8 protein-coding genes are annotated in these 24,156 nt (G+C 63.9%); 4 read left to right on the top strand and 4 right to left on the bottom strand.

What is annotated here, in order from left to right; genetic code table 11:
* The first annotated feature begins 32 nt into the window (after positions 1–32).
* The 3 genes from GKKCFE_RS14310 to fabF are packed head-to-tail and all read left to right on the top strand — an operon-like array spanning position 33 to position 5,565.
* Positions 33–1,142, top strand: a complete 1,110-nt coding sequence (locus GKKCFE_RS14310) for an efflux RND transporter periplasmic adaptor subunit (RefSeq protein ID WP_445576686.1) — start codon at positions 33–35, stop codon at positions 1,140–1,142.
* Positions 1,139–4,219 carry an efflux RND transporter permease subunit gene (locus GKKCFE_RS14305; RefSeq protein WP_445576685.1) on the top strand — a complete coding sequence of 1,027 codons (3,081 nt, stop codon included), beginning with the start codon at positions 1,139–1,141 and terminating at the stop codon, positions 4,217–4,219. The genes GKKCFE_RS14310 and GKKCFE_RS14305 overlap by 4 nt, the downstream gene beginning before the upstream one ends.
* Before the next feature lie 56 nt (positions 4,220–4,275).
* Complete coding sequence (gene fabF / locus GKKCFE_RS14300) at positions 4,276–5,565, top strand: beta-ketoacyl-ACP synthase II (protein ID WP_445576684.1); 1,290 nt, start codon at positions 4,276–4,278, stop codon at positions 5,563–5,565.
* A gap of 11 nt (positions 5,566–5,576) precedes the next feature.
* Here fabF and GKKCFE_RS14295 read toward each other — a convergent pair whose 3' ends face one another.
* Entirely contained in the window at positions 5,577–7,280 is a 1,704-nt protein-coding gene (locus GKKCFE_RS14295; RefSeq protein ID WP_076384124.1) for an ABC transporter ATP-binding protein/permease, read from the bottom strand.
* Between the two features lie 199 nt (positions 7,281–7,479).
* Here GKKCFE_RS14295 and fhuF point away from each other — a divergent pair, with 199 nt between their 5' ends.
* The gene (gene fhuF / locus GKKCFE_RS14290) at positions 7,480–8,163 is read left to right on the top strand and encodes a siderophore-iron reductase FhuF (RefSeq protein WP_310662878.1); all 684 of its coding nucleotides are present in this window, start codon (positions 7,480–7,482) and stop codon (positions 8,161–8,163) included.
* Between the two features lie 214 nt (positions 8,164–8,377).
* Here fhuF and GKKCFE_RS14285 read toward each other — a convergent pair whose 3' ends face one another.
* The 3 genes from GKKCFE_RS14285 to GKKCFE_RS14275 are packed head-to-tail and all read right to left on the bottom strand — an operon-like array spanning position 8,378 to position 24,064.
* The gene (locus GKKCFE_RS14285; RefSeq protein WP_445576683.1) at positions 8,378–10,024 is read right to left on the bottom strand and encodes a cyclic peptide export ABC transporter; all 1,647 of its coding nucleotides are present in this window, start codon (positions 10,022–10,024) and stop codon (positions 8,378–8,380) included.
* Between the two features lies 1 nt (position 10,025).
* Positions 10,026–13,862, bottom strand: coding sequence for a non-ribosomal peptide synthetase (locus GKKCFE_RS14280; protein ID WP_445576682.1), 3,837 nt, complete (start codon positions 13,860–13,862; stop codon positions 10,026–10,028).
* Positions 13,859–24,064 (bottom strand): amino acid adenylation domain-containing protein, encoded by a 10,206-nt coding sequence (locus GKKCFE_RS14275; protein ID WP_445576681.1) that lies wholly within the window; start codon positions 24,062–24,064, stop codon positions 13,859–13,861. Before GKKCFE_RS14275 ends, GKKCFE_RS14280 begins: the two co-directional genes overlap by 4 nt.
* Positions 24,065–24,156 lie beyond the last annotated feature (92 nt).

Below are 24,156 nucleotides of genomic sequence, written 5' to 3'. Positions count from 1 at the left end.
ACACCTGTTTCTATTCTTCAAGTAGGGAATCTATGCGCCGGCTTCGACCTGTCACCCTTGCCGCTTGCTTGTTGCCTCTCGTCCTGACGGCGTGTGGCGACTCTTCCACCGTCCAAGATCCGCGCACGCTCGCTCCTTTGGTGAGGGTCTCTGAAGTTCAGGATTCGTCCGGCCTTTGGCGTTCATTCACCGGAGTCGTGGCGGCTCGCGTCCAGAGTGACCTGGGTTTCCGAGTGTCGGGCAAGGTGCTTGAGCGTCTGGTCGATACCGGTCAGACCGTCAAGCGTGGTCAGCCGCTCATGCGTCTGGATCCCATCGACTTAGGCTTGCAAGCACGAGCGCAGCAAGAAGCGGTCACTGCCGCCAAAGCCCGAGCCAAACAGACCGCAGATGACGAGGCTCGTTATCGTGAGCTGGTGGCCGCAGGCGCCATTTCCGCATCGGGCTACGATCAGATCAAAGCCGCAGCCGATACCGCGAAAGCACAACTCAGCGCCGCGCAAGCTCAGGCTGACGTGGCCCGGAATGCGTCGGGCTATGCCGTACTGCTGGCAGACGCCGATGGCGTGGTCATGGAGACGCTCGCCGAACCCGGGCAGGTGGTCAGCCCTGGGCAGCCGGTGGTTCGACTGGCACGGGCCGGTCAGCGCGAAGCCATCGTGCAATTGCCAGAAACCTTGCGTCCGGCCGCAGGGTCCACCGCGCAGGCGACGCTTTACGGCAACACTTCGGCCGCTGTCACTGCCAAGCTGAGGTTGCTGTCGGATTCGGCTGACCGTGTGACGCGCACCTTTGAGGCGCGGTATGTATTGGCGGGCGGGCTGGCCAATGCGCCGCTGGGTTCGACCGTCACCCTTCGGATCGCCGAAGACGCCGCGCAAGGGCCGGTCCTGCAAGTTCCGATCGCTGCCCTCTATGACCCGGGCAAGGGAACCGGTGTGTGGGTCATTGCCGGCGAACCGGCGAAAGTCAGCTGGCGGCCTGTTCAGGTCCTGGGCTTGAGTGACGACGCTGCCCGAGTTGCAGGTGAGCTCAAGGTTGGCGAGCGCATTGTCGCGCTGGGCGCGCATCTACTGCGCGATGGCGAGGAAGTGCGACTGAGCCCACAGGGTGACGTGAAGGTTGCCGGGGGCCGTCAATGAGTCTCAATTTATCGGCACTCGCCGTTCGCGAGCGCTCCATTACCGTGTTCCTGATCTTCCTGATTGCCGTCGCGGGTACCTTGGCGTTCTTCCAGTTGGGGCGTGCCGAGGACCCGCCGTTTACGGTCAAGCAGTTGACCGTCATCACTGCATGGCCGGGCGCGACTGCCCAGGAGATGCAGGACCAAGTCGCCGAGCCGTTGGAAAAGCGCCTGCAAGAACTGAAATGGTACGACCGCACGGAAACCTACACCCGTCCAGGTCTGGCTTTCACCATGGTCTCGCTGGTCGATCGCACGCCACCCTCGCAAGTGCAGGAGGAGTTCTATCAGGCGCGCAAGAAACTCGACGATGAGGCCACTCGGCTGCCGGCGGGCGTCATTGGGCCGATGGTCAATGACGAGTATTCGGACGTTACCTTCGCGCTGTTCGCCCTGAAGGCCAAAGGCGAACCGCAGCGCCTGCTGGTGCGAGATACCGAAGCGTTGCGCCAGCGCCTGTTGCATGTGGCGGGCGTGAAGAAGGTCAACATCATCGGTGAGCAGCCCGAGCGAATCTTTGTGTCGTTCTCCCATGATCGACTGGCGACCTTGGGCGTCTCGCCCCAGGATATCTTCGCCGCGCTGAACAGCCAGAATCTGCTCACGCCTGCTGGCTCGATCGAAACCAAAGGGCCGCAAGTCGTCCTGCGGGTGGACGGTGCCTTCGATAAATTGGCGAAAATTCGCGACACACCGCTTGCGATCCAGGGGCGCACGCTGAAGCTCTCGGACGTCGCGATAGTCGAGCGCGGATATGAAGATCCGGCCACTTTCCTGGTTCGCAATAACGGCGAAGAGGCGCTGCTGCTGGGGATCATAATGCGCGAGGGCTGGAACGGCCTGGACCTGGGCAAGGCACTGGACGCCGAGACGACCAAGATCAATGAAGGCATGCCACTGGGCATGACGTTGACCAAGGTCACCGATCAAGCCGTGAACATCGACTCGGCCGTCGGTGAGTTCATGGTCAAGTTTTTTGTCGCGCTGCTGGTTGTCATGCTCGTTTGCTTTCTCAGCATGGGCTGGCGTGTAGGCGTTGTGGTCGCAGCCGCCGTACCGTTGACGCTGGCGATAGTGTTTGTGGTGATGGCGGCCACCGGAAAGAACTTCGACCGGATTACCCTGGGTTCGCTGATCCTGGCGCTTGGGCTGTTGGTGGACGACGCGATCATCGCGATCGAAATGATGGTGGTAAAAATGGAGGAGGGCTACGACCGGATCAAAGCGTCCGCGTATGCCTGGAGCCACACCGCCGCGCCGATGCTGTCCGGTACCCTGGTGACGGCGATTGGCTTCATGCCCAACGGCTTTGCGCAATCGACCGCCGGCGAATACACCAGCAACATGTTCTGGATCGTCGGCATCGCCCTGATCGCCTCCTGGGTCGTCGCGGTGGCTTTTACCCCTTATCTTGGGGTGAAGCTATTGCCGGATATCAAGCCGGTCGAAGGCGGTCACGCGGCTATCTACAACACCCGCCATTACAATCGCTTTCGCCAGCTCCTGACCCGCGTCATCGCGCGCAAATGGTGGGTGGCCGGCACCGTGGTCGCGACATTTGTCGTGGCGATTCTCGGCATGGGCCTGGTCAAGAAGCAATTCTTCCCGACCTCAGACCGTCCCGAGGTGATGGTCGAGGTGCAGATGCCCTATGGAACCTCCATCGAGCAGACCAGCGCCGCCACGGCCAAGGTCGAGGCCTGGTTGCAAAAGCAGGATGAGGCGAAAATCGTCACCGCCTATATCGGTCAAGGTGCGCCACGCTTCTACCTGGCGATGGCGCCGGAACTCCCTGACCCGTCCTTCGCCAAGATTGTGGTGCTGACGAGCAGCCAGGAGGCCCGTGAAACCCTCAAGTTCCGTCTTCGCGAAGCGGTCGCCGAAGGGCTTGCCCCGCAGGCGCGGGTGCGGGTGACTCAACTGGTGTTTGGTCCGTATTCGCCATTCCCCGTGGCTTACCGGGTGATGGGCCCCGATCCGTCAACGTTGCGCGAGATCGCCGGTCGGGTACAGGACGTCATGCAAGCGAGCCCGATGATGCGGACCGTCAATACCGACTGGGGGCCACTGACGCCGACGCTGCATTTCAGTCTTGATCAAGATCGTTTGCAGGCGGTGGGCCTGACCTCGAATGCCGTCGCCCAGCAGTTGCAGTTCCTGCTCACGGGGGTGCCGATTACGGCGGTTCGCGAGGACATCCGTTCGGTGCAAGTGGTTGGTCGCGCTGCGGGCGATATTCGACTCGATCCCGCCAAGATAGAAGGTTTTACCCTGGTGGGCACGGCGGGACAGCGTATTCCGCTGTCCCAGGTCGGCGAGGTGGATGTGCGCATGGAGGACCCAATCCTGCGGCGGCGTGATCGCACGCCGACCATTACCGTGCGCGGCGACATTGCCGAAGGCTTGCAGCCACCGGACGTCTCGAGCGCAATCCTCAAACAACTGCAGCCGATCATGGACACCCTTCCTGACGGGTACCGGATCGAGCAGGCGGGGGCCATCGAGGAGTCGGGCAAGGCCGGCCAGGCGATCGTGCCGCTGCTGCCGATCATGGTTGCCCTGACGCTGCTGATCATCATCCTCCAGGTACGCTCAATCTCGGCGATGGTCATGGTGTTCTTCACCGCGCCGCTGGGATTGATTGGCGTGGTGCCGACCTTGCTGATCTTCCAGCAGCCGTTTGGAATCAACGCCCTGGTCGGCCTGATCGCGCTCTCGGGTATTTTGATGCGCAATACGCTGATTTTGATTGGGCAAATCCACCACAACGCGCAAGAAGGGCTGGACCCGTTCCACGCGGTGATCGAGGCCACCGTGCAACGGGCCCGGCCGGTGCTGCTGACGGCGCTGGCGGCCATCCTGGCATTCATCCCCCTGACACACTCCGTGTTCTGGGGGACGCTGGCCTACACGCTGATCGGAGGGACCTTCGTCGGCACCATCATGACGCTGGTGTTTCTGCCGGCGATGTATTCCATCTGGTTCAAGATCCATCCTGACAAACAGGTCCAAACTGAAACAGCGAGGCTGGCGTAAGTCAGCAGACGCATGCTGTTGTCAGTGGATGTCGACTGAGAAATGAAGAGGTTTTTATGATGACTGCCGAAGGTCAAAAGCGAATCGTCGTCACAGGCATGGGCATTGTCAGCCCCCTGGGTTGTGCAGTGGAAGAAGTCTGGCAGAGGTTGCTGGCAGGACGTTCCGGTATCCGTAACCTGTCTGGCGATATCACCGAGGGTACCGGCGTTGCGGTGGGCGGCCAGGTGCCGTCTCTGCAAGAGGATGCCGTTGCGGGGTATGACCCCGAGCGCTTCATCTCGGTCAAGGATCGCAAGAAGATGGACCGCTTCATCGAGTTCGCCCTGGTCGCTGCCGATGAAGCCCTGGCGCAGGCAGGCTGGCATCCGACGCAAGCCTCAGACCAAGAGCGCACCGCGACGATCATTTCATCGGGCGTCGGTGGCTTTGGCGCAATTGCCGACGCTGTACGCACCACCGATGCGCGTGGCCCGCGCCGCTTGTCGCCATTCACCGCGCCGGCCTTTCTCGCCAACATGGCGGCCGGGCACGTTTCCATCCGGCATGCGCTCAAGGGGCCTCTCGGTGCGCCTGTAACGGCTTGTGCCGCCGGGGTGCAAGCCATTGGAGATGCGGCCAGGCTCATCAGAAGCGGTGAGGCGGATATCGCCATATGTGGCGGTACCGAAGCGGCGATAGACCGTGTGACCCTGGGCTGTTTTGCCGCCGCACGCGCACTGTCCACGGGCTTTGCCGAGCACCCTCAGGAGGCCTCGCGTCCCTTTGATCGCGACCGTGACGGTTTCGTCATGGCCGAAGGGGCCGGGCTGCTGGTGATCGAGTCGCTGGAGCATGCCCTGGCCCGTGGTGCCAAGCCCCTGGCCGAACTGGTTGGCTATGGCACCAGCGCCGATGCCTATCACCTGACCGCAGGCCCGGAAGACGGCAGCGGCGCACGGCGCGCCATGCAGCAGGCTCTGCGCCAGGCGGGGGTTAGCCCTGCCGACGTGCAGCATATCAATGCCCACGCGACCTCCACACAGGTGGGCGACAACGGGGAGTTGGCAGCGATTCGCTCGGTGTTCGGGGCTGACTCTGGCGTGGCTATCACCTCGACCAAGTCCGCCACCGGGCATCTTTTGGGGGCGGCGGGGGGCATTGAAGCGATCTTCACCGTGCTCGCGCTGCGTGATCAGGTCGTACCGCCGACGCTGAACCTGCTTCATCCCGGTGAAGCCGCAGAAGGGCTCGATCTGGTCGCCCTGAATGCCCGGAAGATGCCGATCACCCATGCGCTCTCAAATGGATTCGGGTTCGGCGGCGTTAACGCCAGCGTCCTGTTTCGTCGTTGGGATGCAAAATAGAGACGGCGAACTCACACCGGTTGTGTCACCTTCCGATGCACCCATCGTGCTTCGCTTTGCAGCTCCAGGACCTGCCAATGGAAGCGCTCAAGCGAAGCATTGTGGCCGACGCTGATCAGGATCGTTTCTGGCAGCGTCTCTTTGAGCAGTTGATAGCAGCGCGCCTCGTTGGTTGAATCCAGTGCCGAACTGCTCTCGTCGAGGAACAGCACCGTCGGGCGGGCCAGCAAGGCCCTGACGAACGCACAGCGTTGCTGTTCGCCGACGCTGAGGGTCTGCGCCCAGTCCCGCTCTTGCTCCAACAGATCGCTCAGGTGCTGCAGGCCAACTTGCTCCATGGCCTGGCGCAGCGCGGCATCTTCTTCGCGACGGGGTGGGTTGGGGTACCACAGCGCTTCACGCAGACTGCCCAACGGCAGGTAGGGTTTCTGCGCAAGCGTCAGGGCACGCTCACGGTCATAACAGCTTGAGCCGCGAGCGTGATGCCAAAGTCCGGTAATCGTGCGGATCAGCGTTGATTTGCCGTAGCCGGACGGCGCGCGGATCATCAGGCTGTCACCGGGCTTGAGCGACAAATTGAAGTCTTTGAACAACGGCCGGCCGTTCGGCAGCCAGATGTCCAGGTCCTTGATGTCGAGACCGTCGGCCTGTTGTTCGAGCCTGACCTGGGACTTGACCTCAACGTTATCCAGGCGCTCCTGGAAGCCGATCAAGCGGTCGATCACCGACTTCCATTCCGACAGCTCCGGGAACACGCTCACCAGGTAGGCGATGGCGGCGTGCACTTCGCCGAAGGCCGCGCTTATCTGTGTCAGGCGGCCGAGGGGAAAGGCGCCGGCGAAGAACTGTGGCGCCATGATGAACATCGGGATGACCGTCGCGCTGCGCAAGTAGAAGGTCGAGTAGCCCATGATCAGTTTCTGTTTTTTCACCAGCGCCCAGAAGTTTTCCAGCGCCGCCTCCAGGCGGTGGTTGAAGCGTTCGTTCTCTACGACTTCGCCGCGGTATTGCGCTACCGAGTCAGCGTTCTCCCGCAGGCGGATGAGCGAAAAACGAAAATCCGCTTCACGTCGCTGCTGCATGAAATTCAGGCTGGGCAGCGCGCGTCCCAGCCAGAAGGCCAGGCCGGTGCCCAGGAGCGCATACACCAGGGCGACCCACACCAGCAGTCCCGGAATGATGATGGACTGGTCGTTGAACGGCACGCTGACCAGGCTTGAGGCCTGCCAGAGGATATGCAGGAAGGAAAACAGCGACACCACCGACGTCAACAGGCCCAGGCTCAACTTGAGCGACTTGACGATGAACAGGTCGATGTCTTCGGCGATCCGCTGATCGGGGTTGTCGACCTCGGTTTCGGTCAGCTTCAGCTTCTGGTAGCGCTGGCTGCCCAGCCATTGATCAAGCATGTTGCGGGTCGCCCAGCGCCGCCAGCGGATGGTCAGCTTCTGCTGGAAGTGGAACGCGCCCACGGTGAAGGCGGCCGTGCCGATCTGCAGCAGGATGAACTGCAGGCTGCCGATCAGGAAACCGTGGTAGTCCAGGGCCTGCAAGGCATTATAGAAATGCAGGTTCCAGAAGTTGGTGAGGATGTTGACCCCGACCAGGCACAGGGTCATCAGCACGGTGGCCAACAGCAGTAACAGGGCCGGGTACTTTTCCTCGGATGCCCAGAAAGGCCGCGCGAGACGCCAGAAATTGCGGAGTGTGTGCATGTGGTCTTGGTGAGCCTGGTCGCTAACGACGTTGAGTTTGCAGGGGAGGGAGGATAGGATCAGCCAATGCTAATCGTTTGCATTAATTAGGGAAAGCCACGGGAGCCCCGTTATCGAATTTCCAGAATGGCTTAACCAGGCCTGGCCGCCGATACAGCGGGTCATTCGGCAGGAACCTGGTGATCAGCCTGCCATCGCGTTGAGCCAGCTTGCCGACCCTGGCGTACTGCAACCCTTGCTGACCCGGTTTGCCTTGCGTTACCCAGGGGTGAACCGCGCCGCCGTGGTTTCGCAGTGGTCGATGAACTACATGAGTATCGTCCTGCCGGCCACCCTGGCCTGTGTGCTGACGCGTCGCTGCGCGATCGAGTTCTGGGGCGAGGAGGCATTGCTGTTGCACGACGATGGCCAACCTGCGGCGCTGGGCCTGGCCGCCGGACTGTCAGCCTTGGACGCGGATGGCCGTGCGGTGTACTGGTCGCGGTTGATCCACGAGCACCTGGCGCCGCTGTTCAGCACATTGGCCACCGCCGGTGGCCTGGCCCCGAAAATATTGTGGGGCAACTTCGTTGCTATCTGGGACGGTGCCTTCGCCAGGATGGACCCTGACCTGTCCAAAGACGGTTTTGCCGAGGCGCACCAGTGGCTGGAGCAGGTCACGGTGAACAACGGGCGCTTGAAGCTGCGAGGCCTGCAACGCATGGTCGAATCACCGGCGCCGCAGATTTGCCCGTGCTTGCCATTGCGCCGGCATTGTTGCCTGCATTACCAACTGCACGAGCCGGTCGAAGGCCAACCGCCGGTGCTCTGCGAATCCTGCCCCAAGCTGCACCGCCTGCCGCTGGCGGAGCAGGTGAGCTATTTGCATTACATCTATGAGTAGGGTTGGGCGCAGGTTTTGAACAGCCGCGGCCAGAAGAGCCCCACATTGTGTGGCTTGCATGAGTTCTTGTGGCGAGGGAGCTTGCGCCCGCCCGGCTGCGCAGCAGTCGTAAAACCTGGCAACTGTTTTTCCTGACACACCGTGCTCAATGGTTTTGGGGCTGCTGCGCAGCCCAGCGGGAGCAAGCTCCCTCGCCACAGGGTTTAAAGTTTCCTCACGAAAGCATTTGCGCCAGGGGCGCGGCGTCAGCCTGGGGAGCGACTTCACTGAGCTTGCCATGTTCGATGCGGATCAGCCGGTCGGCCAGGCCGAAGTAGGCGTCGTCGTGGGAGATGACGATCAGTAGTTTGCCGCGTTCGCGCAGGTCCGGCAGGATCCGGGTGTAGAAGAAGTGCTTGAACACCGGGTCCTGGTCGGCCGCCCATTCGTCGAACAGGTAGCAGGGGCGATCATCCAGATACGCACTGAGCAGCGCCAGGCGCTTGCGTTGCCCAGTGGACAACGCCAGCGTCGTCAGCTTGCCGTTCTCGATTTGCACCTTGTGGTCCAGTTGCAGGTGCACCAGGTAGTCCTGAGCCTGTTTCACCAGGTGCGGATCGTCGCCATCGAACAGGTTTTCGAACAGGCAGAAGTCGGTGAAGATCGCTGAGAAGTGCTGTCGGAAATGGTGATTGTCATTGATCGAGGACACTTGCTCATCAAGCATGATGTCGCCGCTTTCCGGCCGGTACAGCCCGGTCAGCAACAGCGCCAGGGTGGTCTTGCCGCTGCCGTTGCCGCCGGTGATGAACACCACTTCACCGGCATTGAGGGTGAGGTTGATGGGGCCCAGGGTGAAGTGACCGTCCTCGCGCTCGCGGTAGTAAGTGTGGGTGACCTGGCGGCACACCAGGCTGCGAACCTGGGTCGGCGAGATCGTCTCGACGGTTTCGTCGGCGGTTTGCATCTCGCCTTCCAGGGCGCGGATCTTGTTCAGGGCCACGCTGGCCCGACCGAGGGTCGGCAAGGCGTGCATCAGCTCCGACAACGGCGTGATCATGTAGAGGATCGCCAGGATATAGCCGGTGACCAGGCTCGCGCTCAGGTCGATGAAATGCGGCGCGGCGAACAGCACCACACCGATCAGCATGTAGAACACCGCATTGCCCCAGTTCAGGACCAGGGCGTAGATGCTCATGCCCCGCACGAAATCGCGGCGGTATTGCTGGCTCACCGGTATCAGCAGGCGGGTGAAGAAGTGCTGCCGGCGCGGATGGTTGAGTTGCAGTTCCTTGCTGCCATCGGTGAGCAGGCGGTACTGATTGAACAACTGGTCCTTGAGCTCGCGAGCACGGGAGATCGAGGTCAGCGCCCGGCGTTGCGGCCAGTGAAAGCTCAGGCTGCCCAGGACGATCAGCAGCAGCGTCAGGCCGAGCAATGGCATGCTGAGCCAACCCAGGTAGCCGAGGCACGCGGCGATGATCCCGACATTGACCAGCAGGATCGGCACCAACTCCACCGCCTGGCTGATGGTCTGCGTATCGTCGGTGAGCATCGCCAGCAGGCGATGCTTGCCCAGGCGCTGCAATTGCGCGTAAGGCGTGTCGATCAGCTTGGCGCTCAGGTGCAGGCGCATGTCGTTGACCGCAGCCTGGCCCAGGCGCAACAGGCTGATGTCGGAGATGATCCGTGACACCGCGACCAACACCACCAGGCCAGCGAAGAGCAGGCCATCCACCGGGCGCAGCTTGTCGAACACCTCCAGGCTGTGGTTGATGTTGGCGATCAGGCCGGCAGCCGCGAGGCCGCAGATCAACCCCGTCAGGGTCGCCACCAGCAGTGCGCGCCAGGAGCGTTTAGCCATGAGTAACAACAGATCCATTTCAAACCGCTCCGTGTGTAGCAATGGCCGTGAGATGCGCCGCCAATTGTTCGTGCAAGGCGCGCTGCTCAAGGATGGTCAGGTGTTGCGCCGTGATGACCTCGCGGGTCAACGGCCCGCTGCTCAGGTCTTCCCAATGCGGGTCGGCGAAGTCAGCCTGGGCCAGGGTGTCGCTGGCCCACCAGACATGCACCGGGCAGCTTAGCCGGGCAGGCTTGAAGGTCGCCAGCAGATGCTGCGTGTGCTGCTGGTAGCGCAGCCGAGTTTGCAAATGCTCCCAACTGTCGCCATCGAGTTGCAGGCCTTGCTGGCGTGCCCACTGCACCAGCTCCGGCAGGCGTGCCGCTGGGGGCAGGGCGTCCAGTTGCTCCAGCAATGCGGCCATGATCGGCGGCGGCAACTGGCGCAACACGCTCTGGCTGTCCGGTGTCAGTGCTTGGGAGGCTGATTCCAGCAGCGCCTCGACACTGTCTTCTGGCGCTTGATGCTGGTACTGCGAGTCGATGATACCGAGAAACGCCACTGCTTGGCCCTGGCTTTCCAGGCGCGCGGCCGCGGCAATCGCCAGCAGACCACCGAGGGAGAAGCCCAGCAGGTGGTACGGCCCCTGGGGTTGCTGGTGGCGCAGGTGCTCGACATAGAGCGCGGCGAGGCTCTCGATATCGCCGCCCAGCGTTGTGCTGTCGTCGCTCAGGTACGCCGCCTGCAAGCCCCACAGATGCCAGGCCGACAGCGGCGCCAGCAGCGTGCGGTAATCCTGCACGTGGCCGGTGGAGGGGTGGAAGCAGAACAGGTTGGCGGCTTCGACAGCGTTTGGCGCCGACAACCGCACCAGTGGCGAGAGTTTGAGCTCGGCCTGCACCAATGCTGCAAATGCCGAGACGCTCGGGGCGTTGAACACCGCATTGACCGTCACCGGTGCCGACAGCGCGGTCTGCAGGCGACTGGCAAGCGTCACCGCCGCCAGGGAATGGCCGCCCAGCTCGAAGAAATCATCGTCGATGCCCACTCGCTCCAGGCCCAGCACCTGTGCCCAGACCTCGGCGAGCAAGGCTTCCAGCGGCGTGCGTGGCAAGGCACTGCCGACCGTGTCGAGGACTTTGTCAGCCCATTGCTGCAGGGTCTTGCGGTCGAGCTTGCCGTTGCCCATCAGGGGCAAGGCTTCGACGATCCGCAGGGTGGGCAGCATGTAGTCCGGCAAGCAATCCTGGGCCTGGCCATGCAGCCTGGCGACTGTGGTCGAATGCCCGGGCGCCAGGGTCATGAAGGCGAACAGTTGCTGGCCGAGCTCGCCGCGAGGGATGCATTCCACCGCGGCCTGGGCCACACCGGGAAGGCTGGTCAACTGCGCCTGGATCTCGTCGAGTTCCACGCGGAACCCACGGATTTTCACCTGACGGTCGGCCCGCCCGGTGATCTCCAGGCTGCCGTCATGGCGATAGCGGGCCATGTCGCCGGTGCGATAGAGGCGTTCGCCCGGCCGATGTGCCAGCTCGATAAAACGCCCGGCGCTTTGTTGCGTGTCCAGGTAGCCGCGGGCCAGTTGCGGGCCGGCGATATACAGCTCGGCGCTTTGCCCTGGGGCGGCCAACGCTTGCTGCTCGTCGAGCAGGTACAGGCGCATGCCGTCGAGGCGGTCGCTGAGGGGCTGGCGACGATAATCTACGCTCGGATCGGCTTTGTGCATCACCACCCCAACGGTGGTTTCGGTCGGGCCGTAATGGTTGAAGACCGTTAGCGCCGGAGCAAGGCTGCGAATGCTTTGCAGCAGGCGCCGCGAGCAGCTTTCGCCACCGAGGATCAATTGCTTGCGCGGCAACACGGCAGCGCTTTGGGCATGAATCAACCAGGCGTCGAGCAACGACGGCACGATCTTCAAGTGGTCGATCGGGTACTGCGCCTGCCAGGCTGCCCAGGCCTGGGCGTCCATGGCCGTCTCCTTGTCCAGCAGGTGCAATTCGCCGCCGCTGAGCAGGGCCGGGAACAGCAACGTGTAGCCCAGGTCGGCCGCCAGTGAGGTGACCACTGCACTGCGTTCGCCTGCGGCCAGTTGCAAGCGCCGGGATACGCTGGCGACATAACTGGCCAGCTGTCGGTGCTCGACGATGACGCCTTTGGGTGTACCGGTGCTGCCGGAAGTGAACAGCACGTAGGCCGCGTCCTGGCCTTGGATCTCGACGTTGGTTGCAGTCGTTGGCGCTTGCTGCCAGGCCGCTTCCTCGCGCAGGTCGAGGCTGCCGATGCCCGGCAACGCAGGGGCGCTGCCGGCCGAGCCGCTGAGTATGAAGGTCGGCTGGGCTTGTTGCAGGATCGCCAGCGAGCGTTGTGCCGGCTGATGCACATCCAGGGGAACGAACGCCGCGCCGCTCTTGAGCACGGCGAGCATGGCCAGGACCATCTGTGCCGAGCGATCCAGGTACAGCGCCACGCGATCTTCGCGACCCACGCCCTGGGCGCGCAGGAAATGCGCCAGTTGGTTACTGCGGGCCTGCAGTTGGGCATAGCTCAACTGCCCATTGGGGTCGCGCAGGGCCAAATATTCGGGAAACTGCGCGGCACATTCATCGAAACTCGCCGGCACGCTGGTAAACGGCAGTGCCGCAGCGTCGGATGGCGCCTGCAGGGCGGTCAGCGTTGCGGTAAAACTCGGCGCCTGCACTGACAGTTCGGCCAGGGGCTTGCCTGGGTTGGCCAGGGCATCGAGCAGCAGCGATTGGAATTGCTCCAGCAGGACCAGGGCGGCCTGTTCGCTGTAGCGGCCCGGCAGGTGGCAGAGGTTCAGGCGATAGCCGCCAGCGGTCGTTTCGGCCACCAGTAGCAGCTCCATACCGGCGGGGATGGCCTGTGCGTCCAGCACCGTGAGCGTCGACGCCATGCTGCCCAAGGTGTCGAGTCGATCGGGCAACTGCCCACCCCACTGGAAGCCGTACTGCAAAGTGTCGGCCGGCAGTGCAGCGCTGACGCCGCAGTATTCCTGCCATTCGGTGGCTTGCTCGCAGAGCACCTGAAGGTTCGCCAGCGCCTGGGCAAAATGGCTGTCCGCCGCCGCTTGCCAGCGCAGGGGCAGGGGCTTGGCGAACAATCCCCAGCAATCGGCGAGTTCTTCATAGTCGTCACGGCAATCGTGGACCCAGTTCAAGGTCAGTGCCGGGCTGTCGCCGCTACTCAGGCGCTGCAACAGCACGCCCCAGGCCGTCATCAGCACTTGTTCGGGCGATGCGTCGTGACGCTGGCAAAAGCTTTCCAGGGCCATGCTCAACTGTGGGTTGGCGCTCAAGCGAGTGGTTACCGGGGCGTCGGAGCGGTCGCTGCGAACCTCACGGTAGAGCAACTCGCTGGCGGCCGCTTCGTCCAAGGCCTGGCTGGCCCAGAAACGCCGGCCAGGCTCGGCGTCTTCATCGGCCTGCAATTCGTAGAGCCAGGCGCTGTACTGGGTATAGGTCATGGCCTCGTCATCGACGGTCGGCGCATCCGTCGAAGCCAATGCCTGCGCCAGGCGCAGCAAGGTCCCGCGATCCGCGCTCAGCGCCGGCAGTTGCAGCGTGACCCGCTGCCGATCGCCGTCGAGCGCTTGCACCTCGACGCTGATGGCGTCCGTGGCCGTGACCGTGGATTCAACCACTTGCAAGGGCATCAGCAAGCCTGGCTCTGGCCGTACCCGCAGGCGCAGGGCCTCGTGGCACACGCTCAGGGCGGCGAGTCGTTGGTGCAGACGCTCCAGGGCCAACGGGCCTTTTATTTCCAGTTCCAGGCGCGCCGCCGGCAACCCCGCCAACCACTGGCTGCGTTGTTGGGGCGAGAGGGCGAAGGCTTCTTCGCGAGTTTCAAAGGCGCTCATGCCTGCACCTCCGCAGCCAGCGGCGGCTGTGCTTCGGGCAGGCAACCGGTCAATTGTTCGCGACGCATCATCTGGCCCATGGCGACACAGATCTTGCGCTCACCCTCGAAGGGATCCCGGGCGTGGGCCACCAACATATTGTCCAGCATCACCATGTCACCCTTTTGCCAACTGAAACGTACCGCGCAGTCTTCATAAGCCTCGCCGATCACTTGCATCACCGCGTCTTCAATCACGCTGCCATCGCCGTAGTACACGTTGCGTGGCAAATGTCCGGGGCCGAACAGGCTGATCAGGTTGCTGCGCACTTCCGGCTCCAGGCAGGCGGTGTGGTGCAGTTGCACCTGGTTGAAGAACGACAGTTCCAAGGTCTCGGGATGTTCGACGATGGCCGGGCAGTGCTGGGCGATCCGCAGGTTGTCGGCCCCCAGCCATTCCCAGCGCATGCCCGACGCCAGGCATTGGCGCTCGACTTCCTCGCGCTGTTCGGTCTTGAAGAAGTCCTGCCAGCGCACATCCAGCTTGTCGGTGAAGTGCCGCACGTACAGCAGCCCCAGGGCCTTGAAGCGAGCGACGATGTCCTCGGGCAAGCGCGCCAGCACCTGCCGGCAATCGACGATGGGCGTGCAACCGCCACGCGGCGCCGGCGTTTCGCAATAGAACCACTGCTTGCGTGGCCACTGCGGCAGATGGGAGCTCTCGTTGTGGAAGAGAATCATGTGCTGTTCCGGGTACGGCGTGGAGTGGTAGATGTTCTTGCCGGACTTGTTTTTCGGCAGGTCACCGTAGGTCCCGTAGAGGTCGGGTTCGATGGCCTGGGCGAACTGTTCGAAAGCGCTGGCATCCGGCAGGTTGAAACCCCGGAACAGCAGGCCGCCGTGGGTCAGCAGTTGTGCATTGATCCATTCCCGCGCTTGCAGCGCCCAATGCACCGGGTCCAGGTCGCCGAGCAACGGCTCGATCACCAACGGCAAGGCTTGCCCGGCGTTAAGGGTGCGGGTACGGACCTGCTCATGGGCCACCTGGCTCACAGCGGTTGCACGGGTCTGCTTGAGCTTGCTCAATTTGGACTGCTTGCGAGCGCTGCGGGCCGTGGCCTCGTCGAGTGACGAATCCGCCAGGGACGCTGCGCTGGCGTTGCCACCCTCAAGGCGCCACGACCAATTGTCCAGCGCTTGCCCCGGGGCCGAGACGATCTGCTCCAACAGGCTCTCGAAGCCTTGTTCGAGGCGCTGGATGGTCGGCTCCTGCAACACGCTGGTGCGATACACCCAGCGCACGTTCAGGCCTTGATCTTCGTCCTCTTCGACAAACACGGCGAGGTCGAACTTGCTGCTTTCCTGGCGTGATACCAAGTGTTCCACCTCAAGGTCCGGCAGGCTGGCATTGCCGCTGGGGGTGTTCTGCATGACGAACAGCACCTGGACCAGGGGATTGACCCCTGGTGTACGCGGCGGTTGCAGTTCCTCGACCAGTTTGTCGAACGGCACCTGTTGGTGCTGGAACGCCGACAGGCAATCCTCGCGCAAGCGTTGCAGGCGGGCGTCAAAGCTTTCGCCCTCGCTCAGGCGGGCACGAATCGGCAGCACGTTGACGAAGAACCCGATGAGATGTTCCAGGGCCGGATGTTCGCGGTTGGCCAGGTCGGTGCCGACGATAAAGTCGTTGGTCCCGGTGACCCGTTGCAACAGGCTGTTGAAGGCATTGAGCAGGACCATGAACAGCGTCGCCCGCTGCTGTTGAGCATAGGCCTTGAGCACCTGGGCCTGGGCCGGAGTGAAGCGTTGCTCCAGGGCCGCCCCCTGATAGTCGGGACGCGCCGGGCGTGGCTGGTCAAGCGGTAGCGGGATCAGCGTTGGCGCGCCGTCGAGCTGGCGGCGCCAGTAGTCGATGGCCCGTGCCAGCAGGCGCTGTTGGGTTTCGCTGCGTTGCCAGTAGGCATAGTCGGCGAACTGGATCGGCAACACCGGCAGCACCGGTGTCGAACCGCTGGTACGAGCCTGGTATCCGACGATCAGCTCCTGCATGAGGATGCCCATGGACCACGCATCGGTGGCGATATGATGCAGCACCAATTGCAGCACATGATCGTCGGCGCCCAGGCGCAGCAGACTGGCGCGCAACATCGGCGCCTGTTGCAGATCGAACGGGCGTGCCGCCTGTTCATCAATCAAGCGTTGCAGGGTTTGCGCTTGTTCCTCGTGGTCGAGGTGACTCAGCTCGGTCGGCGTCAGGTCAACCCGCGGTGCCGGGCTGATGACCTGGCAAGGCTGGTCGCCGTGGAGATGGAACGCCGTGCGCAAGGACTCATGGCGTTCGAACACGGCCTGCAACGCCGCTTGCAGCGCTGCGACGTCCAGCGCACCACGCAGCCTGATGGCGGTGGTCATGTTGTAGGCGGCGCTGGGGCCTTCGAAGCGATCCAGGAACCACAACCGTTGCTGGCTGTAGGACAGCGGCAATGGCTGGTTGCGTGGCGCTAGGGCAATCTCGCTGTTGCCGTCGGCCTCGGTCTGGGCGTCGCGTTGCTGATCGACCGCTTCGGCCAATTGTTCCAGGGTGCCACGCTCGAACAGCGTGCGCAGCGGCAGGTTCACGTTCAACCGTCGGCGAATCCTCGACAACACCTGGGTGGCCAGCAGCGAGTGACCGCCGATGGCGAAGAAGTCGTCGTGCACACCGACGGTGTCCAGGCCGAGAATTTCCTGCCACAGCTCGGCCAGGACCTGCTCGGTCGGCGTGCGCGGTGCCAAGCATTGCGCCTGCGCCGTTTCGTCCTGGGGCACACCCAGGGCGGCGAGGGCGCGACGGTCGACCTTGCCATTGGCGTTCAGCGGCAATTGCGCAAGGGCCAGCCAACGGGCTGGAACCATGTAGCTTGCCAGTTGCTGGCCCAGGTAAGCGCTCAAGACCTGTTGCGCGGACTCGCCGCCCAGGTTGGCCGTGTCGTCGAGCACATACCAGGCCACCAGTTGCAACGCCCCGCGCGCGTCGGGCAGTGCCAGCACCGCCGCGCTGTCCACCGCTGGGTGTTGCATCAGGCGGTTTTCGATCTCGCCCAGTTCGATGCGGTGGCCACGAATCTTCACTTGCTGGTCGCGCCGCCCGAGGTATTCGATCACGCCATCGGCGCGCATCCGGCCGATATCACCGCTGCGATACAGCCGCGCATCGGCCTGGAACGGGTGCGGAACAAAGGCTTCGCGGGTGCGTTGCGGGTCGCGCAGGTAACCGCGACCGACGCCGACACCACCGATGCACAATTCGCCGGGTACACCGACAGGGACCAGGCGCAGCGCCGAGTCGAGAACGAACACCTGGTTATTGGCGGTCGGCTTGCCGATGGGCATGTGCAGGCAGTCGTCGGCGGGCGCTTCGGTGATGGGGTAGAAGGCAACGTCGTCCGAGCATTCGGCGGGACCGTAGGCGTTCATCAACGGGATCGCCGGGAAGCGGGCGAACCAGTCCCGCGCCAGGGCCGGCGGCAATGCCTCACCGGTGGGCAGGAGCCAGCGCAGGCTCGCCAAGGTGTGGTGCGTCTGGCTTTCCTGGAGCATGCCGCGAATCAGCGCCGGCACGGTTTCCAGCAGTGTCAGTTGCTGCTCTTGAACCGCATCGAGCAGAGCCACAGGGTCATGGGCCTGGGCATCGGGAAGAATGTGCACGGTGGCGCCGAACAGTGGCGCGGCGAGGAACTGCCACACGCTGATATCGAACGCCGCTGAAGCCGTCTGGGCAATCCGGTCGTGCTCACCCAAGCCCAGGCTCGGGACCTTGCCGAACATGTTGTTGAGCATCCCGCGTTGTTCAACCATCACGCCTTTTGGCGTGCCGGTGGAACCCGAGGTGAAGATCACGTAGGCCAATTGATCCGGGTTGTGCGCATAGGTGACCGGCGGCTGTTCGCGGCCTTGCCAGAGCGCCTGGGCGATCAGGCAGGTGGGTTGCTGGCGCATCTGCGGCAGGACGTTGTCCAGCGTCGAGCTTGCGTGCTCGCAGACCAGCAACAGCGGTGCTTCGCCCAGGTCCAGCAGCTCCGCCAGACGTGCATGGGGCTGTTGGATGTCCAGGGCCTGGAACGCCGCGCCGACCTTGAGCGTGGCGATCATCATCGTCAGCAAGGCCAGGCCTCGCTCAGCGAACAGCGCCACCAGGGTTTCCGGGCCGGCACCGGCCGCTTGCAGCGCATGGGCGATGCTGTTGGCGCGGCGGTCCAGTTCGGCGTAGGTCAGCGATTGCCCCTGGCATACGGCAGCGAGGTGTTGTGGACGGTTGCGCACTTGTTCGGCGAACAGCGCCGCATAGCCGCGCTCCAGCGGGAAGTCGACGTCGCTGCGGTTGCAGTCGATCTGCAACTGCCGGCGTTCCGCCTCGGGCAGCATGTGCAGGCTGCCCAGTGGCGCTTGCGGCGTCTCCAGCATGCCCGAAAGCAGCTGCACCAGATGGCCGAGCATGCGCTGCACGGTGTCAGTGCTGAAACGCATGCTGTCGTAGGACAGGCGAATGCCCAGGCGGTCGCCGGGGTACAGCACCACCGTCATCGGGAAGTTGGTGTGCACCCGGTCTTCATAGATGTCGATGCTGAAGGCATCCAGTTTCACGCTGCTGATATCCAGCGGCGCGTTCTCGAACACCACCAGGCTGTCGAACAACTGCTGGCCGCGCGGCACTTGGCTGCAACGCTGGATGTCCACCAGCGAAGCGCTTTCGTGTTCGCGCAATTGCGCGTTGTGGGACAGCAGCGCCTGCAACCAGTCGGCCACTGGCACCTCGGGGTCGACATCGATGCGCAGTGGCAGGCTGTTGATGAACAGCCCGACCATTTCTTCTACGCCGGCAAGGTCAGTCGGGCGGCCGGCGACGGTCACGCCGAACAGCACATCGCGGTTGCCGCTGTAGCGCGACAGCAACAGCGCCCAGGCGCCCTGGATCCAGGTGTTGGGGGTCAGTTGGTATTGCTGGCACAGCTGCTGCAGCCGCTGGGTCTGGGCGATGCTCAGGGTCTGGTCGAAATCGCCAACCTGTTCCGGTGCCTGCTCCGGACGCGCCACGGGGCTGTCCACATGCAGCGGTGTCGGTTCGCTGAAACCGGCCATTTCGGCCTGCCAGAACGCATGGGCGGCGGCCATGTCATGGCGTTCCAGCCAGCTCATGTAGCCGCGGAAGGAGCGCAGGCGTGGACGGGCCACCGGCTCCTGGCGCACGATGGCCTGATAGATCGCCAGCAGGTCTTCCATCAGCAGGCCGAAGCACCAGGCGTCGGTCAGGATGTGGTGGAAACTGCGCACCACGGCGAAGCGTCGCTCATCGAGTTGGAACACCCGCAGGTGGGTCAGCGGCGCACAGGCCATGTCGAAACCTTGCAGGCGCTGTGCTTCGAGGGCCTGGTCCATCGCCAGGCGCTGCTGTTCTTCATCGAGGTGGCGCAGGTCCTGCCAGTCGAACGCCCGATGGGTTTGGCGGTATACGCATTGCAGCGGCTCATGATCGTCCTGCCACCAGAAGGCAGTGCGCATCATGGGGTGGCGCTCAAGGAACAACTGCCAGGCCGCTTCCATCGCCGGGCGCTGCAGTACCCCGTCCCAGCTGTAGCGTTGCTGCATCAGGTAGATGCCGCTGTGGGGTTGCAGCAGGGTGTGCAACAGCATGCCCTGTTGCATGGACGACAGCGGGTAGACGTCTTCGATGTTCGCCCAGTCCAGCGGTTCGGATGCCAGGGTTTTCGCTTGCTTGTGGCACAGCGCAAATGCCTGGCTGGCGGGGCGCAGGTCGGCTGCGCTGGCCAATCCGGCGAGTTCGTTCAAGCGTTGTGCCAGGCGCGGTGCCCAGTCGGCGGCGAGGGCGCCGTGGTTGCGCAGGTGCAGGCAATCGTCCTGCCACCAGGCGTCCAGGGTCAGCGGGCAAGTCGAAGCTGTCGCGGGGCTTGCGGCTTCGACCTGGGCCAGGATGCCACGCTCTTCGCGATGGCTGTCGAGGTTGCCGAGCCAGCGAATGGCCACCGATGCCGCCGGCAGATCACGCAGCGGTTCTTGCAGGTAGGTGTTGTCCGACAGGTAGCGCAGGGCGCCATAGTCGACGCCGTGCTGCGGGTAGGCGCGCATTTGCGCGGTCAGGGCCTGCAAGCGTTGCAGCAGGCTGTCGCCTTCGGGCTGGAGGAAGTACGGCACAGCCAGGGCCAATGGTCCCATGATGCGTGCCGGGTCGAGGTCGGCCACGGCAATCGGCGCATTTACCGGCAGGCGCTCGGCGCTTGGACGGGCATCGTGCACGCTCAGCGCAACCAGGCCATTGCCGCACAGTTCACGGCACTGTTCGACCACGGCAGCGGCCAACAGGCTGTTCCAGTCCAGTTGCAGCACTTCGCCCAAACGCTTGAGCTCACCTGAGGTGGCGACCGGCAGGGTCTGCTCGACCACACTGGCCGGCTGCTGGCTGTCCGGCAGTTGCAGCGTTTCCGTGCCGGCGTATTGCAGCCAGTGTTCCCAGGCGTCGTCCAGGGCATCGCCCTGTGCATGGGCCTGCTGGTGCCGCGTCCACTGGGTGAAATCGCCACCGGTGTAGGACAGGCGCACCGGCCGCTGATAGCGCAGTTGCGCCAAGGCCAGGTTGAGGTCGGTCAGCAGCAGCGCCCAGGATGCCTCGTCCAGACACAGCGGATGAGCGGCCAGCAGCAGGGCGTGTTTGCCGTCCACCTCCAGCAGGCGGGCATGCAGGGTTTGGCCGGCGTCCAGTGCCAGCGCGTCGACACCGGCCTGGGCCAGGGCTTGCAGTTGCGCCGGGGCGCAGGTCTCCAGTTTCTCGGTGGCGATGACCGGGGCCTTGGCCGCGACCAGTACCCGTTGCTGCCACTGACCCTCCGGCAGGGCCTTGAGCGCCAGGCGCAAGGCCTGGTGGTGTTGCTGCAAGGCGCAGATGGCCTGGGTCAGCAGCTCGCTATCGAGCGTCTGGCTCAGCGCCACGCAACGCCAGGTGGCGTGCAACGGCCCTTGTTGCAGGCGCGCCAGTTGCCCGGCGGCCAGCGGCAGGTCATAGCCATCGGCAATCTCGTGTGCCACGCCATGGCTGGCATCGGCGCCCAGCACCCGGGCGATATCGGCGATGGTGCGGTTCTCGAAGAGCTGGCGGGGCGTGAGTTTCAGCCCTTGCTGGTTGGCGCGGGCGATGATCTGCAAGTTGATGATCGAATCGCCGCCCAGGGCGAAAAAGTTGTCGTGCACGCCGACACGTTCCAGCTTCAGGACTTCCTGCCAGATAGCGGCCAGCTGCGCTTCGACTTCATTGCGCGGCGCGACATGGGTGGCGCTGTCGTCCGTGGGTTTTTGCGGGAGCGGCAAGCGCTGGACATCGACCTTGCCGTTGCGGGTCAGGGGCAGTTCGTCGAGGGTGATGAAGTGCGCCGGCACCATGTAGTCCGGCACCCGCGCACCCAGGTCGTTACGCAGTTTCGTGGCGGACAGCGACTGGCTGGCGACCAGGTAGGCCACCAGGCGCAAACTGCCGTCCAGTTCCACGGCACGGACCAGCGCCTGTTCGATCAGCGGCGACAGGCGCTTGAGCTGCGCTTCGACTTCGCCCAGCTCCAGGCGGTTGCCGCGGATCTTGACCTGACTGTCGACCCGACCGAGGAACGCCAGTTGGCCGTCCACTTGCCAGCGCACGCGGTCGCCAGTGCGATACCAGCGTTGCTGATCGGCGTCGAGATGGAAGCGTTCGGCGGTCAGGTCTGGGCGGTGCAGGTAACCCCGGGCCAGGGCGCCGTTGATCAGCAGTTCGCCGGATACCCCGGTGGGCACCAGGCGGCCGTTGGCATCGACCACTTGCAGTTGACGGTTCGGCAGTGGCCGGCCGAGGGCGATGCTGCGCAGGCCCGCCGGCAACTCGGTGGCAATCGCCCCGACTGTCGCTTCGCTCGGCCCATAGTGGTTGAACACCCTGAGCCCTGGCGCCAGGCGGTTGACCTGTTCCAGCAGCGCCGGGCTGAGGGCGTCGCCACCGAAGACCAGCAGGGCGCGGGGCAGCAGGCGGGCATCGGGCAACGCCTGCAACAGGCCGGCCAGATGACTTGGGGTGATCTTCAGCACATCCACCGGGTGTTGGTCGAAGAGTTCGGCCAGTGCCAGGGGGCTGAAACCGCTGTCTTCATCCACCAGCAACAAGCTGGCGCCGCTGCACAGGGCGCCGAACAGTTGGGTGTGGCCCAGGTCGGCGGCGATGCTGGACAGCAAGCCGTAGCGAGCCGCTGGTGGCGGGTTGAGCACTGCGTGCACCGCCGTCAGGTAATCGACGATGGACTGGTGCTCGACCACCACGCCCTTGGGGGTGCCGGTGGAGCCCGAGGTGTAGATCACGTAGGCAGCATCGGTCGGGCTGTGGACCACGACCGGTGGCGTGTCTGGCTGGGAGGCGATGGCGTCGGTCTGTTCCGCCAACCACAGCGTGGGCGTGTGCTCGGCCAGGTCTTTGAGCAGGGGTGAAGCGGCGGCACCGATCAGCAGTGCGGCGCGGCTGTCCACCAGCACGTCGACCAGGCGCCCGGCAGGCTGCTTGAGGTCCAGCGGCAGATAGGCGGCGCCGGCCTTGAGGGTGGCCAGCAGGGCGATCACGAACTCGGCGCTGCGTTCCAGGGCCAGTGCCACCACGCTGTCGTGGCCGATGCCCTGGGCACGCAAGTACTGGCTGAGGCGGTTGGCCTGCTGGTCCAGTTCACGGTAAGTCAGGGCGCTCTGGCGGTCGCGCACCGCCAGCTGTTGCGGGTGGGCGGCCACCTGTTGTTCGAAGCGCTGGTGCAGGCACGTAGCGGCTACCGGCAGTTGCACGCCGCGACCCTGCACGAGCAATTGTTGGCGTTCTTCAGGGCTCAGCCATTCAAGCTCGCTGACCCGGCACTGCGCGTGCGCCGTCATCGCCAACAGGATCGCGCGCAATTGGGCCGACAACACCGCGACCTCGGCATCGCTGAAGCGACTGCGGTCGTAGCTGATCAGGTAGTGCAGTTGTTTGTCCGGCACCACGATCAGCGACAACGGGAAGTGGTTGCGGCCTTGGGTGTGGGTGATGCCATCGACCTGCTGGTCGCTGCTCGGGGCACTGAAACTCAAGCCACCGGTGTCCTGGTTAAGTGCGTCGGTGACCGGGAAGTTCTCGAACACCAGGATCGAGTCGAACAGCGCCTGTTCAGCGGCGATGCGCGTCATCGACTTGAGTTTGCCCAGGGGCAGGTAGGCGTGGTGGCGCAGATCGCTGTTGGCTTGCTGCAAGTGTTGCAGCCAGTCCACCAGGGTCGGCTCGTCGGCCCATTGCACGCGCAGCGGCAAGGTATTGATGAACAGCCCGACGGTGCTGTCTACCGCCGCCAGGTTCTCCGGACGCCCGGCGACGGTGACGCCATAGACCACGTCGTCACGCCCGGCGTGTTGGCCCAGCAGCAGTGCCCAGGCACCCTGGATCAGCGTGTTGATGGTCAGGTCATGCTGACGGGCGAAGTGCGCCAGTTGCTCGGTTTCGCTGGCGGCCAGCAGGCTTTCCCGTTCGGCGAACGGTGCCCCCTCAGGCGCTGGCTGGCGTACGGCGAAGCTGGGCAGTGGGGTCGGCTCGCTCACGTCCTGCAACTGTTCGCGCCAGAAGCTTTCGGTGGCGGCCATGTCCTGTTCCGCCAGCCAGGCGATGTAGTCTCGATAAGGGCGGGTTGGCGCCAAGTGGGCGGGGCGGCCATGGGCTTGTTCGTAGTACAGCGCCAGCCATTCCTGCACGGCGATGCCGACGCTCCAGCCGTCCATGAGGATGTGATGGAAGGTCCAGATCAGGTGCCAGCGCTCGGGGGCCAGGCGCACCAGGCACACGCGCATCAGCGGTGAGTCATTCAGCTCCAGGGGTTGTGCCCGCTGTTCCAGTGCCAACTGTTCGAGCGCGGCCTGCGGCTCGGCGCGGTCCTGCCAGTCCAGTTCAGTCAAGGGCAACTCAACGTCCTGTTGCACCACCTGATAGGCATCGTCCAGTTCTTCCCAGAGAAACGCACTGCGCAGCACCGCGTGACGCTGCATCAGCGCCTGCCAGGCACCACGAAAAGCGCTCAATTGCAGCGGGCCGTTCATGTCCAGGCTCAACTGCTGGTAATACACCCGCGAATCCGGTTCGTAGACGCTGTGGAACAACAGGCCGTGCTGGGTCGGCGAAAGGGAGTAGATGTCTTCGATGTTGTTCATGCTTGTTTGGTCCATTTCAAAGTCTTGAAAACTCAAGTGAGTCGATCAGGGCGCCGCGCCGGTCCGAGACCTGCGCGGGCGCGGCGTCGCTC

The sequence above is a fragment of the Pseudomonas sp. E141 genome, from assembly GCF_052659885.1.
Note: the sequence above shows the minus strand (reverse complement) of the source record. Positions and strands in the feature narration are given on the sequence as shown.

Bases quoted from the DNA above. Each gene is read 5' to 3' on its own strand.
- GKKCFE_RS14310 (WP_445576686.1), top strand. From the start codon at position 33: ATGCGCCGGCTTCGACCTGTCACCCTTGCCGCTTGCTTGTTGCCTCTC.
- GKKCFE_RS14280 (WP_445576682.1), bottom strand. From the start codon at position 13,862: ATGAGCGCCTTTGAAACTCGCGAAGAAGCCTTCGCCCTCTCGCCCCAA.
- GKKCFE_RS14305 (WP_445576685.1), top strand. From the start codon at position 1,139: ATGAGTCTCAATTTATCGGCACTCGCCGTTCGCGAGCGCTCCATTACC.
- fabF (WP_445576684.1), top strand. From the start codon at position 4,276: ATGATGACTGCCGAAGGTCAAAAGCGAATCGTCGTCACAGGCATGGGC.
- GKKCFE_RS14295 (WP_076384124.1), bottom strand. From the start codon at position 7,280: ATGCACACACTCCGCAATTTCTGGCGTCTCGCGCGGCCTTTCTGGGCA.
- GKKCFE_RS14285 (WP_445576683.1), bottom strand. From the start codon at position 10,024: ATGGATCTGTTGTTACTCATGGCTAAACGCTCCTGGCGCGCACTGCTG.
- GKKCFE_RS14275 (WP_445576681.1), bottom strand. From the start codon at position 24,064: ATGAACAACATCGAAGACATCTACTCCCTTTCGCCGACCCAGCACGGC.